This window comes from Candidatus Poribacteria bacterium (assembly GCA_021295755.1).
GTDB lineage: Bacteria > Poribacteria > WGA-4E > WGA-4E > PCPOR2b > PCPOR2b.
In genome coordinates this window covers 14,435-29,017 of sequence record JAGWBT010000054.1, presented here as the reverse complement: position 1 = coordinate 29,017, position 14,583 = coordinate 14,435, and the positions used below count along the sequence as shown (strand labels likewise).

Below are 14,583 nucleotides of genomic sequence, written 5' to 3'. Positions count from 1 at the left end.
TCGGGCAGGACAAAGAAATCCTCTAACGGCATCGTCCTATCTCCGTTGGGTCCGACAATTTTCACTGTTGCGCCGAGGGCAATGAGTGCCGGTGCTGTGTCTGAGGGGTGGACGATGTAGACAGGACCCCCACCAAAGATTGCGTGGTACTTGTTCAGTCCCTCGACCGCGTAGCAGGTATCACCGCCCTTTTTGAGGCAGATAATGTCTGGATGACGATAGTACCAGCAGCGGGGGCGCTGACACAGGTTCCCGCCAAGCGTCCCAACATTCCGAATCTGTGGTGATGCGACAGAGTCAGCAGCCTCTGCCAGAACGGTGTAATGGTGCTGAATGGTTGGGTTTGCAGCGATGTCAGCGAGTGTCACAAGCGCACCGATGGTTAAGCCCGATGCGTCCGCCTTAATCTCATCCAGACCGGGGATAGATTTGAGGTTGACCACCTTCTTCGGCGTTTCAATGTACTCCTTCAGTTCGCCGAGGAGATCCGTTCCTCCCGCGATCATTTTTGTCTCGCTCCAGTCATCGCTCAATAACGAAGGAACCTGCTCGACATCTGCTGCGTTGACATAAGCAAAATTTTCCATCTTTTCATCTCCTTCCTTTTCCACTAACCGAGAGCGTTGAGGACTCTGTCCGGTGTAATCGGGATTTCCCGGATACGGACACCGATTGCATTATAGACAGCGTTTGCAATTGCGCCTGCTGTCGGGATTGTCGGCGGTTCTCCGATTCCCGTTATTTTCCGGTCGGTATCGTATGCGATGGATTTAATCTCAGGAATCTCCATCGTGCCGGGGATTTTGTAATCCTCAAGGTTCGGGTTAATCATCTTGCCGGTCTGATCATCCATGATGCGCTCCTCAAACAGCGCATAGCCCAATCCCATGATGACCGCGCCATTGATCTGGCTCTCAGTCGTCAGACGGTTGACCACCAAACCACAGTCTTGGATGGCGACAATCTTGATAACCTTGACAATTCCAGTTTCTGTGTCAACTTCGACCTCGGCAAACTGTACGCCAGCGGTATCACCGACGCGGAGGTTTTCGTCCCATTCACCACCTTCGGAGATGGTTTCCATGCCGAGATACCCCGTCGCCTCTTTCCACGGAATACTCATCCTTAAATCTGATTCGGTGTAAATCCGACCACCAGCAGCGCGTAGATCTCCCGGTACCGCTTCTACCAGCGGTGCGATATGCCCAAAGAGTTTACGCTTGGCTGCCATCGCTGCGGTCTTTATCACCGGCGCTACAGAGCCGATTGTCTGGCTACCCCCACTTCCGCGGGAAGGCAACCCCGGTTCGGTATCGCCGATTTTGACCGTAATGTCTTCGGGACGCAGCCCAAGTTCTTCCGCAACGATAATGGCGATAACCGTCCGGATTGCTGTGCCGATATCTTGCGTGCCGGTGATCGCTTCGACAGCGCCGCTTGCGTGGATGGTCACACGGGCTTGTGTTCCCGCCCCGCCGCCACCACCCCACAATCCGCAACCCATACCGATGCCACGTTTCTTGATACCTGTGCCGGATCCTGGGATTCTGTTGCGTCGGTGCCAACCAATCTCCTGTGCGCCGAGCGTATATTCGCCTTGACGAATCCTATTTCGTCGTGCATCGCTATCACTGTTTATGCGGCGGAACTCTAGCGGATCCATGTTCAGTTTTTCAGCAAGTTCGTCCATCAACGAATCCATGGCGAAGGCACCCTGTGGATGACCCGGCGCGCGCATGGCACGAGCATTGCCCGCGTTGATTGCGACAGCAGATTTTTCAGTTCGGTAGTTTGGAACGTGATAGACATAGGGACCGGTGAAACCTGCCCCACTACCGATGCCGCCTGTGCCGTAGCCGCTCATGTCGTAAGCGATGAAGCGACCATCTTGCGTTGCGCCCGCGCGTACCTTCTGTGTCATCGACGGACGGTTGCCGGCAACGAGGTGCTCATCCTTACGCGTCAACATTAGTTTAACAGGTGCGCCCGCCTTTCGTGCCAGCTTCGCAGCGGTGACCCCTTCCACTCCGGGACCGAACTTACTGCCAAAGCCACCTCCCATGTGTTCGGTGATGACACGCACCTGATTTTCGGGCAGCTCAAAATGCCGTGCGAGGTTTTGGCGTGTGCCAAAGACCGCCTGCGTCGAAGCCCAAACGGTCAGGTTATCCCCTTCCCATTCGGCAACATGTCCATGCGTTTCCAGACAGACATGGGTTTGAACCGCCGCGTGGTAGGTCGCTTCAACCTCGATAGCGGCTTCGGCGAAGCCCGCCTCGAGATCCCCACGTTCGTCAACTCGTGCTTCACTCTGGTTGCCCGTCCAATCGTCACGAATTTGGGGTGCGCCTTCCGCTTTTGCCTCCTCAACATCGACGACATAGTCCAATTCATCATAGTCATATTGAATCAATCGAACCGCGTCTTCCGCGATGTCGGGAGTGATAGCGGCGACCGCAGCGATCTCTTGCCCTTCAAAGCGCACCTTTTTCCCCGGTTCAATCAGCGGGATAGCGGCTTTGACGCCAGGCAGTGCTTCCGCTGCGCTGAGATCAATGCCGGTGATGGTCGCATGTGCCACCGGTGACCGCAGGATATAACCGTAAAGCATTCCGGGACGATTGATGTCAAACGTATACTTTGCCTTTCCAGTAACTTTATCAGCGCCTGATAAACGCGCGATCCGTTTGCCAATCAAGCGCGAATCCCTTGCTTTTCCCCATGATGCCATTTTCTAGCCTCCCATCTTCCGCGAAGCCGTTTTGACGGCCTCAAAGATAAAGGGATAAGTCCCGCAGCGGCAGATATTGCCCGCCAACCCTTCCTTAATCTCTTCATGGCTTGGACTCGGATTCTGATCTAAAAATGATTTCGCAGCCACGACAAAACCGGGTGTGCAGAAACCACACATCAAGGCATCGTGCTGGACAAATGCCTCTTGGACCGGATGTAACTGATCGCCGTTGGCAAGCCCCTCGACGGTGGTGATCTGCTTCCCTTGTGCGTCGAGAGCGAGCATCATACAAGCGTAAACTACCTTTCCATCAACCTGCACCGTACACCCACCACACTCGCCACGTTCGCAGATGGGCTTTGCGCCGGTCAGATCCAGGCGATTGCCGCTGGTATCGAAACCGTCTCGCAAGACGCTCAACAGTGTCGTACGTGGTTCTACCTCAACTTCGTAGGCTTTGTTGTTGATATTGAGTTTGATTTTAGCGCGGGTGATTTCTTCACCCATCTGGGCTTCCGCTGCCGTTTCTGCACCGATGAGAACATTTGGTGCAACGCTTGCGGCAACCGCGCCGGTGCCCACACCCTTCAGGAAACTCCGCCGCGATATGGTCGTGTCCTGAGTTTGATCTTTCTCTTTTGACATGTCGCCCTCCTATCTTAGCGGTCAAAAGTCAGAAAAAGTTTGGAGGGCACCCGCAAGAGGTGCCCCTACAAAAATAGACTAATGAAGCACTCCAGAATTTTTCCGTTGTTACCACTCAATGATGTTGCAAATCTTGAACACAATCTATCATATTTCATGGGTTCCGTCAAGCGAAAATTCCATTGCAAACTCGCACCATTGGTTAATACTTTCTCTTGCGGATTTTCTTTTCACTTGACGCCATAACTTGGGTATGATAAACTGCCTTGCAACTTGCACACACATGAGAGCAGGGCACCCACAAGGGGTGTCCCTACTTTCGTTCGATCTTTAGAAGGGAGCCCAGAGATGATAACCAAGATCTTCACCTTAACAGCAATCGCGCTTTTACTGACCGTCACTGGTGGGTTGGCTACACAATCTGAAACCGTGCAGGGCGAGTATTTGGAAGCCCGATCTGTCAGTGTTTATGTCGGGGCGTGTCATTACGGTGCTGAGTACGTCGAAGGGGGTAGGGAGGCAACTCTCGTATGGAATATCCGTCAAGGGACCTGGAAGGGTGTCTCGTTAGACGGGTTGACTGTTGTTGCAGTGGTGACAGCGCAGAACAACCTTGCGATTGATACCAACACACGCCGCAGCGTCCTGTATATCGATGAGCAGGCGACATCGAAACAGCGTACCGCCTTAATCGATCTGATGATCACGAAACGCAGTAAGGTCCTCGGCGAAGTTGTTAGCACAGAGAGCGTACCAATCACTTTCGCTAAGGAAGGTGTGAAATATGATTTGCGGATTGGGAAGGTGCTAACGCTATCCGTTTCGCGTTATCCTTGCCAAAATTGTACACAGCCGCACCAGATCTGGTACAAGCCGCTGGAGCAGCTTGATACCCCTATCGTTGGCAAATCGACCTCCTATTGCTATCAAGACAAAATTCTCTCCGTCACTTGGAATTGTGGCGAAGACACAAACAACGTTTTCGTTGGAGATTTTGCAATGTAGATTATCTGGGTGGAGGGTTGTGTCTTCCCACCTTCCACCCTTCCTTCCCGCCCAACCAATTCCTATCCCCGATATGCACTATTTCTTTATCCTTATATAACCGTTGCTTTAACAACTCAGAGGGAATATCAATGCTAGACAATAACGTATTTTTAGGCGAACTCACACGGAAAGAACTTGGGGAAGCCATCTCTAGCGGTACTATAAAAGGGGCGATTGTCCCAACGGGTGCCACCGAACAGCATCAAGACCATCTGGCGATGATTCACGATACCGTTAGCGTCACAGAAATAGCCAAACGGGCTGCGACAAACTTTTATCCCCATGTGTTGGTCACCCCCACCGTTCCTATGTCGGTGTCGGAGCATCACATGAATCGAGGCGGTGCCTTGACAATACGCCCGGAAATCCATCTTGAATATGTCCACGATGTATGTAATAGCCTGAAACGGTTGGGCGTTCCAAAAGTTATGGTGCTCAACGGGCATGGCGGCAACAAGCGAGAGAATCTTGAGCCCGTCGCTCCCGACGTGATGAAGCGGCTCGATGATATGGATGTCACGTATGTGACCTATTGGGAGACTGCCCCGCAATCCTTTTATGAGGCGAATCTGGAGTTGGAGCGGAGTGCGGGGCACGCCGGCGAGTTTGAGACCTCATTTGCGATGGTCGTTTTTCCGGAGCGCATCCGCACGGGAGAGGTCAACTACGACAACGCAAAATTGGCAACCATCCCCAAGGGTGGCGAGATTCTCAACGCTGTTGTCGCAGGCGTTAGCGATCGGGTTCAGCAGATGCTTGATGGAGCGTAGGATACGATCAAATCGTCGGGAACGCAGATCTGCGTTCCGGGCAAGGAGGTTATAGTGGCTACATATAGTTTAGCTTCGGGACTTTTCTTTCTTGATGCAGAGGACAAAGCAAGACATGACCTCGCGGCAACACTTGAGTCGATTGCTGCTGCGGGTTTCAGTGAGACCGAGCTGATGGCTGAAGGCGACGAGTGGCAGGAACCGGGGGCACACGATGCGGGAACGTGTCGCGAGGCACTGGAGCGATTTAAGATTTTCCCGCACACAATACATACACCCATGTCGGGCGTGAACTTGGCAAGTTCAATTGAGGAGATTCGGTGTGACAGTGTCACGCGTATTGGGGATGCTATGCGGTATCTCGGAGAGCTTGGTGGGCGGACTGCGATTGTCCACCCAACGGGTGCTACTACCCCTGAGGAAACACCTTATGCGCTAGAAAATGTCGGTGCAGCGGCGGAGCGTATCCACCGTTCTGTCAGTGAACTGGTTGCGGTTGCAGAGGAAACTGGGGTTCGTATTGCGCTGGAGAACTTACCGAATACAAGCATACCGTGCCGTCCGCTAAAGTCTATGGAGGAATTACGCGCATTTATCGCTGGCTTTCCGCCTGAACATGTGGGACTCTGTCTAGACACAGGTCACGCTTGCATCAGTGGGCTCGATGCGGCACAACAGGCGCGGGTCGCCTCGGAAAGGCTTTATGCGCTGCATATACAGGATGTGGATGGAAAGGACGACTGCCACTGGGTTCCGGGACACGGTGTCATTGACTGGTCAGCCCTAGGACAAGCACTTTCAGCCATCGGCTTTGATGGCGCGTGGACGATAGAGGCACTGGCAGGGCGCACGGAGGCGACAGCGGAACAGGTCGCTGCCGAGTGCACGGCGTTGTCCAAAGATTGGGAAGCAGGGGGGATGTCGAATCCGGGGTAAAGGTAACTTCTGCTGTAAGGTAGCATTCTTGTTAAATCCATCCACGAATCCACGCAAATCCACGCAAATCTATTAGCGAAGATGAGCATGATTCGCGGATGCGTTTTTGTGCATCCCGCCTGTGGAAAAGATTCATTCCCTTTTGTCAGGAACCCAAGACGATAGTAGGCTATGAGAGCTTATATCTCTATTAAATACCGTGCGGACCATAGTAATGGAGATTGTATTGAGAAAATTGCATCGGCACTTGAGCAAAATGGCTTTGAAACAGTATGTATCACTCGTGATATTGAGAAGTGGGGACAGATTGAATTAAGTCCCCAAGAATTGATGCAAAGAACATTTACCGAAATTGATTCGAGTCACTTAATCGTGGTTGACTTGACAGAAAAAGGGGTAGGATTGGGTATTGAAGCGGGTTACGCATATGCCAAAGGAATTCCCATTGCAGTCATCGCGAAGAAGGGTTCCGATATTTCGGCAACGCTACAGGGAATTTCACAGAAACTGTTTTTGTATGATGAGTTCGAGGATCTTACACACTTTTTCAAAGATATAGCCTTGTTCGGTGATTAAATGAAGGATTCGGAGCCTGCATTGAGGTCGTCGGAGAGATAACAGAGGCGTCCAAAAACGCAATTTTACCCGACACTGTGGAGCATATATGATCACGATCACGGGGACAATGCCGCTTACCGGACCGCCTGCGTGGGCGGTGTTGGAACGGCAGCTGCTTGATCTCATGGGCCAATCGGTATATCCATTCTTAGAGCGGTACACCCAGCCGGATGGCAGCCTGATCTGGGAAGGAAATATCGGCGGCAGCGAGGACGACTTCTACGAAAGTTTCTACAACTGGCCCCTGCTCTACCTCTTGGGCGGTGGGGACGATCTGTTGGAGTTGGGGGCACGGCAGTGGAACGCCGTCACCCGGCAGTTGACCCAAGAGGGACAGGTTCACAAGGAATACGCTCGACGGGATGATCAGTTCCATCAAGCCGAGAGTGACATCTATTTCTATCTGCTCTGTTTGGCTGATCCAAATCGCCCGGAACACCTTGAACGGGCGCGGCGATTTGCTGGGCTTTACATGAACGAAGATCCCGAAGCCCTTAACTACGATCCAGAGCATAAAATCATCCGATCTCCCTATAACGGCAGCAACGGTCCTGACATGTCGGTTGATGGAGAGCGTTCCTATAACTATTCCCCCGGAATGGCGCGATACGGCTTGCCCCACTACGACATTCCCGGCATTACCCAAACTGAAGACCTGAAAGATCTAACCCTTGCACGACGCATGGGCGAAGCGATGAATCAACGTATGAGTCGTGGGGATGTAGTTGCCAACCTTGCTGTCACTAGTTTAGTTACCAATACTTATCTCCTGACCGGCGAGGAAAAATATCGCGATTGGGTGCTAGAGTACACAGACGCTTGGATAGAACGCGCCCGCCAGAATGATGGATTGCTTCCGGACAATGTGGGTCTATCCGGTCAGGTCGGCGAATATATTGACGGGAATTGGTATGGCGGACTTTATGGCTGGACCTGGCCCCACGGATTTTACAATGTTCAGATGGCGGCATTGGTTGCAGCGTCTAACGCTTATCTCCTGACGCAAGATGCTAGCTACCTAGACCTACCGCGTATTCAGATGGATCGCATTGTGGAGCGCGGCGAAATTCGTGATGTGCGTGAGGAGCACATGAGCCTCGGTGAACACTGGATCGGTCAGTTCTCAGCGTTGGGGGCACAGCATGAAACCTTCCTCGTTCCATACCGCTACGGCGATGCCGGTTGGTTCGACTATCAGCCGATGTCACCAATTTACCCGGTGTCGCTCTGGAATCTTTCGATGGCATCAGAGGATTGGGAACGGATTGAGGTGATCCGCCAAGCAAGTAGATACGACTGGAACACAGTGTTTTCCTTCCACACCAAAGAAGATGCGGGGCATGAACAACCTTGGATCCGTTTTCTAGCGGGTGATAACCCGACCTATCCTGAGGAGATTCTACGCGCTAGTTACCGTCAGGTCTGCCGACGATTGGATCTCGTCCGCGGAGATGAGGAGGCAACCACCCATCAAGACCCTCACCGCTGGCAGCAGACCAACCCGGTGACAACCGAGGCGTTGATTCAACTGACGTTAGGTGCACCACAGCTGATTTACAACGGGGGGCTCCTGATGTCTCGCCTCCGCTACTTCGACTGCAATCGAAAACGCCCCGGTCTGCCCCAGGATACCGCCGCTCTCGTCGAAACGCTTGAAGCGAACCGAACCGTGGTGCGGTTAGTCAACCTCAGTCCTTTTGAGGCAAGAGATATGGTGGTTCAAGGAGGGGCATTTGGCGAACACCAATTTTCGGAGGTTCGGTATACCCATCGCACAAGTGATTATCCGGGAGCGACTGCGGACTACGCTGCACCGCCTGTAACCGAGGAAACCCGGACCGCGTCCATAGGGGCGAATCACCTTCGGGTTGTGCTGCCCCCCGCGACCGAAATTACGCTTGATTTAGGAACTGTATGTTTTGTTAATCAACCCTCTGCCGCTCCTCCTTGGTAGGGTGAGGGACATCCACCGTATAGCTGAGAACTTTTCACAATTATCACACTGTCTAGTAGAAAAAATATGGAGATGTATCGCTATGCTAACACCATCACAAATCGACGAATTTCATCGCAACGGCTTCCTCAACGGCGGTCGCATCCTCACCGATGAAGAATTGGAGGCACTGAGGACGGATTTAGACGGTATCTTAGAAAGAGGTCCCGACAGCTTTTCCAGTGAAGAACCGCAACCGGTGTCATTTCGTAACATGTCCCAACGGAGCGACGAATCCACTGCACTCGCTGTTTGGCAGATTGTCAATATCTGGGAGGCATCCTCAGCTTTTGAGCGGCTGATCTACCACCCATCCATCGTTAAGGGGATAAGCCAGTTGACAGATGCTCCCAATCTGATGGTCTGGCACGATCAGATCCAGTACAAACCCCCCAACTACGGTGGAGCAACCCGATGGCACCAAGATGCACCGTTATGGCCCATCATCCTTCCGATGACACCCGTATCGGCATGGATCGCCTTGGATGACGCCGACGAGGAGAATGGTTGTATGTGGATGGTGCCCGGAAGCTATAAGTGGGGCGATCAGATGGACTTCCTTCGCACCCAACAACACCTTGAACAGCGCGAAGAATTTATGAACATTCAAGGGTTTTCTCCACCCGATGATTCGGAAGTCAAAGCTGTGGCACCACAGCCCCGACCGGTCAAGAGTGGTGAAGTGTCATTCCACCACTCGCTGACTTGGCACGGCTCGCCTTTCAACCGCTCGAATCGGCCACGGCGAGCTATCGCCATTCACTACATGACCGGGGAATCACGTTTTGTGGCAAGCGGTCAGCATTTAATGAAGCAGTTTATAACGTTGGAAGATGGTGAACCGATGGCTGAAGCCGGTGAGCATTTCCCCAGCGTCTGCCGAGATGGTGAACCGGTCGGTGTTCCCGTGTAGTTGTGAGCGTTGGGAACCAGTTAAGGACATAACTGGAGAATAGCCATGAAAAGTAGACCGCGCATTGCACTCGGATCTATTCTCACCGAGTGCAACGAATTTGGCGGAGTGCCCATTGATATAGGCTGGTTTGAACGTTATGAGCTATGTCGAGGGGCTGAAGTCTTGCAGGTTGACGCCGGTGTGGTGGGTGGGATGCTACAAGTGATGCGCGAATGCGGAGCGGAGGTCGTTCCCCTGATTTACGCGAGCACCTGCCCCGGCGGTCCCCTGACCGCCGAGTGTTATACACAACTCAAGACGGAACTCCTAGATCGCTTACGCGCTTCCACCCCTGTTGATGGGGTGCTGTTGCCGCTACACGGTGCTGCGACAGTCGAAGGCCTCGGCGATCCGGAGGGTGATCTCATCAAATCGGTACGTGCAATCGTCGGGGATGCGATACCGATTGTCGTCACACTTGACCTACACGCGCATGTCACCGCCGACATGGTCCGTTTCGCCGATGGGCTAATTGCGTGGGAAACCTATCCCCACCGCGATACCTTCACCACCGGCGAGCGTGGTGCCCGACTGCTTTGGGATATTCTACAGGGAAGCTGTCGTCCGACCATGGCGATGGCAAAGGTGCCGGTAATTACCGCTGCGATTAACGGTTCGACCGAAGGGGATGACCCTTTTGCCCAAATTATGCGCGCTGCCAAGGTACTCGAAGGACGTGATGATGTCCTGTCTACTAGCGTTTTCTTGGTTCATCCATACTTGGATCAGCCGGACATGGGCAGCGGTGCATTGGTAATCACAGATAACGATATGGAGATGGCGGTATCGCTTGCAAATCAGCTTGCCGAACAGTATTGGACGCGACGGTTTGACCTTGAACCCGACAACCACACCCCAATCGAAGCTATTGCTAAGGGCTTAGAGGTAGATGGCGGTCCGGTGCTCTTGGTTGAAGCGGCGGATTGTTGTGGTGGCGGTGCAGCGGGCGATAGCGTTGCCACATTGATGGCGCTACTTGACGCAAAGATAACTGCACCTTCACTCGTACCTGTGGCGGATCCGGAAGCTGCTGCCGTCTGTCATCGTGCCGGTGTCGGTCAGGAGGTCACCGTTGCGTTGGGGCATCAACTCGATCCGCGCTGGGGTAAACCGGTGACCGTAACGGGCACGGTCACTCGGTTGAGCGATGGTCGTTTCCGCTATATCGGCGGAATTTGGGGCGATGTTGAGGGTAACATGGGTCCATCAGCGGTATTGACAATCGGCGAAATTCAGGTGCTCGTTGCTACGCACGGCACCTATGACTGGGCGGATGAGCAGTTTCGTTCTATGGGGATGCAGCCACCTGATGCCAAGTTCATCGTTGTCAAAAATCCGATGAACTACCGCCTCGCTTACGGTGAGATTGCCAAGGCAGCCTTCATCCTTGACACGCCCGGCGCGACACCGGCGACATGCCGACATCTTCCCTTCAAACATCTCAAACGGCCCTATTTTCCGATCGACACGGAGATTCCTGGGCTGACACCGACTATCCTTCAATAGGTGTATGGGGAAATCTGATAAAGAAACTCTAACGCAAAGTCGCCAAGGCACAAAGACGCAAGGTTTTTTAGTTTTCGGACAATCCCGAACATAGATTAGACAGGAGAACGATATGAACGACAGACGTTATCGGGCAGCCCTCATCGGTTTAGGACGTATCGCCGACACCATCGACGACGAAGTGATCGGCGATGGATGGCTCGTGCCGTTCAGCCACATGGGCAGTTACATGGACGTGCCAGAGGTGCAGGTGGTCGGTGCCGCCGATCTATACGCCGAACAACGAGAGGCGTTTGGTGAACGCTGGACCATTCCAGACGCGCATCTTTATGAGAACTACGAGGAAATGCTTGAGAGCGAGAAGCCCGACATCGTGAGCATTTGCACCTCCGCCGCGCCACGCGCAAAAATTACGTTGGACATCGTGCGTATGGTCCGTGAGGGGCGGACGGGTGTGAAGTGCATCTGGGTGGAGAAGCCGATGGCGACTTCTCTGGAGGAAGCCGATGCGATGGTTGAGGGCTGCCGCGAGGCTGGTATCATCCTCATGATGAACGCAATGCGCGCCTCTGATGTATACTACCGCAGGGCACGGGCACTTATCGACGAGGGTGTGCTGGGCAAGATGCTGCAAATAACGGCGCACGGTTCGGGCAATCTGTCGCACATGGGCGTCCATTGGCTTGGTGCGATGTGTGTTTTGGCAGGCGCGAATGAACGCGTTTCCTGGGTTGTGGGAGAGGTAGAGAGCGACGAAAAAGCCGCAGCCGATGCAGACCTTGCGGGTAACGCCTATATGGCATTTGAAAACGGTGCCCGCGGATTCTGCCGTATGCTGCCGAGCGCTGCATCAACATGGACGCTCGACGCAATCGGTGAGCACGGTACGATTCATCTCCGCAACGGCAACGATGGCTATGAGTTCGAGTTGTGGAAGATGGGAAAGGTCACTGACGACGCGCCAGCTACGCCGGTACGGCACATCTTTCCGCGTCCCCAACGGATCTGGAGCGCGGGTGTGGGACAGGTCAAGGATGCTATCAACTGTATTGAAACGGGCAAAACGCCCAACTGCTCTGGCGATATGGGACGACATCTGTTGGAGCTTGCCATTGCCATCCGTGAATCGCACCGCCGGGGCAATGTGCGTGTAGACCTCCCGCTCCCCGATCGTAGCCTATATATCCGTTCAGCAGAAACGCTGCGCGGGGACACGCCGCGAGCAATCGCCAATCCCAACCGTCGTCGACCAACACATCTCATCTCCGATATAGCGAGACGTGAGGGAATAGGGAAACGTCGACCTGTTTCGTAGTAGTGGCAGGTCCCCGATGGAATCGGGATTCAAAGCAACTTGTGCCTGCCCAAAAACGGGCAGCCACAAGGGCTGCCCCTATAGGAGAAATTAAATGTCGGAACCCCAAACGGCAAAGAAGCCGAATCTACTTTTCATCATGCCCGATCAGCTGCGGGCAGATTTCCTGAGCTGCTACGGTGCAACTTTCATTGATACACCCCACATCGACAGCATCGCGGAGGGTGGTGTGCGTTATGAGCGTGCCTATTCTGCCTCGCCGATATGTGTGCCGGCTAGAGCGTCGCTCCTAACAGGGCTCAACGCAATCAAAAACGGTGTAACCGATAACGGTCAGTGGTTAAGCCCTGATCTCGCTGCGTCCGGCATAGAGACTTGGCCCCAAACTCTTTCCAAGCAGGGTTATTACACCGCTGCCATCGGTAAGATGCACTTCTATCCGTGGGACATCAATCTGGGATTCCAATACCGAGTTGCCGCCGAAGACAAGCGGTGGTTGGAGATTCGTGATGACTACTATCACTTCTTGAAGGAGGGTGGCTACCGAAAACTCCACGGAAACGAGCACCCCGGCTACCACGAAAACAAGGGGGCGATCATCAACAAGATTCCTTGGGGCTATTCGGTCGATCGTTTCGTGGGACAGGAGGCGTGCCGCTTTATCCGCAACTACGGCGATGAGACTCCCTTTGCGATGATGGTCGGTTTTCCGGGACCCCACTGCCCTTACGATCCCAACGCCGAATTTTTAGAGGACTTTGATTCAGCCGCCATGCCCGATTCGATTCCGGCAGTAGAGGGGGATACCCCAAGGCTCCGTCAGGGAAATATTGAGGGCAACCGCCAACCGTGGAACGGTGTTGATTATACCGAATTTACGGAAGCACACAAGAAGAAGATTCGGGCACACTATGCGGGGTTGGTCAAACAGATTGACTACGAGATGGGACAGATCCTTGATGCCTTACGCGAAAAAGAACTGTTGGACAACACGATTATCATCTTCTCCAGCGATCACGGCGATTACCTCGGCGATCACAATTTTATCGGCAAGGGCACGTTCTTTGAATCTAGTATCCATGTCCCGCTCTTGGTGCGTCTGCCGTGGACTGACCAATCGAAAACATGCACCGATATAGTCGAATTGGGCGATGTGACCGCAACGATGCTACATTTCGGTGGGTGCGAGATCCCCGACTACATGGACTCCATACCGTTGCCCGAACTTGACATCCCACGCGAAAACCAGCGAGAACGTGTCATCGGGATGGTCAGGGGTGGTTGGATGATTTATGATGGTCAGTGGAAGTTATGTAAATACGCGGGCGGTGAGGTATTACTGTTTAATCTGTCGGAAGATCCGAATGAGCAGCAGAATCTGATGAAAGAGGAAGGCTATCAGGAAGAGTATACCAGATTGGACACCGAACTGACGCGAGAGATTATGAATTCAATGAGCCTCTCCCATGAGAGCAGTCGGGTATATTCTAAGGATCTTGCTGGTAATCCAGCGTTCGGTAAGGAAGATTGGCAGCGCCCCTATCCGAAAAATATCAATGATGTCGACTAAACAATAAAATATCAATGATGTCGACTAAACAATAAGGAGACTTTACTATGAAATACAATGTTTTGCTTTATGCACTGATTTTGATGGTCGGGACAATGTTATGGCTAGGTTGCAGTGGCAAGACTGCCACAGAGGAGGGAATGGCAGAAGCCGAAAAGGCAGCTCCTGAAGAAATTATGGGGCAAATCACAGCGATTGATAACCATGCCAATGTCGTAACCGATATTAAACCCGCGGCATTCAGTGCGCTCGGATGGAAGCTGAAAGATGCTATCACAGTCGAATTTGAAGACGGGCAGAAAATCGACTGTCAATACGTTGAAAACTATGGCGATGTACCGGTCGGAGATTATTTGGTACGTTTCGACATAGAGGAGAGTGTGCTCAAGATTGCTATTAATGAAGGCTATCTGGCGGAGACGTTGAAAATCAAGAGTTCCGGTAAGGTCGTTCTCCACAAAATGCAAACTCAAGGTGGCGACCAATAACTGAAA

General features: G+C 52.9%; 13 protein-coding genes. 10 read left to right on the top strand and 3 right to left on the bottom strand.

The window, feature by feature from the left end:
- The 3 genes from J4G02_09775 to J4G02_09765 all read right to left on the bottom strand — a co-directional run.
- Nucleotides 1-587, bottom strand: a 587-nt coding sequence (locus J4G02_09775) for an FAD binding domain-containing protein (protein MCE2394860.1), incomplete at its 3' end; no start/stop codon positions are given.
- Between the two features lie 23 nt (nucleotides 588-610).
- Nucleotides 611-2,731: a xanthine dehydrogenase family protein molybdopterin-binding subunit gene (locus tag J4G02_09770; GenBank protein MCE2394859.1), complete on the bottom strand. Its 2,121-nt coding sequence runs from the start codon at nucleotides 2,729-2,731 to the stop codon at nucleotides 611-613.
- Between the two features lie 3 nt (nucleotides 2,732-2,734).
- Entirely contained in the window at nucleotides 2,735-3,379 is a 645-nt protein-coding gene (locus tag J4G02_09765) for a twin-arginine translocation signal domain-containing protein (GenBank protein ID MCE2394858.1), read from the bottom strand.
- A 348-nt stretch (nucleotides 3,380-3,727) separates the two neighbouring features.
- Here J4G02_09765 and J4G02_09760 point away from each other — a divergent pair, with 348 nt between their 5' ends.
- The 10 genes from J4G02_09760 to J4G02_09715 all read left to right on the top strand — a co-directional run bounded on the left by J4G02_09760 (nucleotide 3,728) and on the right by J4G02_09715 (nucleotide 14,577).
- On the top strand, nucleotides 3,728-4,384 hold the full coding sequence (locus J4G02_09760) for a DUF1326 domain-containing protein (protein MCE2394857.1): 657 nt from the start codon (nucleotides 3,728-3,730) through the stop codon (nucleotides 4,382-4,384).
- Between the two features lie 131 nt (nucleotides 4,385-4,515).
- Nucleotides 4,516-5,196, top strand: coding sequence for a creatininase family protein (locus tag J4G02_09755; protein ID MCE2394856.1), 681 nt, complete (start codon nucleotides 4,516-4,518; stop codon nucleotides 5,194-5,196).
- A gap of 54 nt (nucleotides 5,197-5,250) precedes the next feature.
- A complete protein-coding gene (locus J4G02_09750) occupies nucleotides 5,251-6,132 on the top strand; it encodes a sugar phosphate isomerase/epimerase (GenBank protein MCE2394855.1) in 882 nt (293 codons plus the stop codon).
- A 171-nt stretch (nucleotides 6,133-6,303) separates the two neighbouring features.
- Nucleotides 6,304-6,708, top strand: a complete 405-nt coding sequence (locus J4G02_09745; protein MCE2394854.1) for a nucleoside 2-deoxyribosyltransferase — start codon at nucleotides 6,304-6,306, stop codon at nucleotides 6,706-6,708.
- An 88-nt stretch (nucleotides 6,709-6,796) separates the two neighbouring features.
- Nucleotides 6,797-8,704, top strand: a complete 1,908-nt coding sequence (locus J4G02_09740) for a hypothetical protein (protein ID MCE2394853.1) — start codon at nucleotides 6,797-6,799, stop codon at nucleotides 8,702-8,704.
- A gap of 82 nt (nucleotides 8,705-8,786) precedes the next feature.
- Nucleotides 8,787-9,656 carry a phytanoyl-CoA dioxygenase family protein gene (locus tag J4G02_09735; GenBank protein ID MCE2394852.1) on the top strand — a complete coding sequence of 290 codons (870 nt, stop codon included), beginning with the start codon at nucleotides 8,787-8,789 and terminating at the stop codon, nucleotides 9,654-9,656.
- A gap of 45 nt (nucleotides 9,657-9,701) precedes the next feature.
- The gene (locus tag J4G02_09730; protein MCE2394851.1) at nucleotides 9,702-11,204 is read left to right on the top strand and encodes a M81 family metallopeptidase; all 1,503 of its coding nucleotides are present in this window, start codon (nucleotides 9,702-9,704) and stop codon (nucleotides 11,202-11,204) included.
- A gap of 112 nt (nucleotides 11,205-11,316) precedes the next feature.
- On the top strand, nucleotides 11,317-12,519 hold the full coding sequence (locus J4G02_09725; protein ID MCE2394850.1) for a Gfo/Idh/MocA family oxidoreductase: 1,203 nt from the start codon (nucleotides 11,317-11,319) through the stop codon (nucleotides 12,517-12,519).
- A 94-nt stretch (nucleotides 12,520-12,613) separates the two neighbouring features.
- Entirely contained in the window at nucleotides 12,614-14,089 is a 1,476-nt protein-coding gene (locus J4G02_09720) for a sulfatase-like hydrolase/transferase (protein MCE2394849.1), read from the top strand.
- Nucleotides 14,090-14,136: 47 nt separating this feature from the next.
- Entirely contained in the window at nucleotides 14,137-14,577 is a 441-nt protein-coding gene (locus J4G02_09715; protein ID MCE2394848.1) for an SAM-dependent chlorinase/fluorinase, read from the top strand.
- Nucleotides 14,578-14,583: the final 6 nt, after the last annotated feature.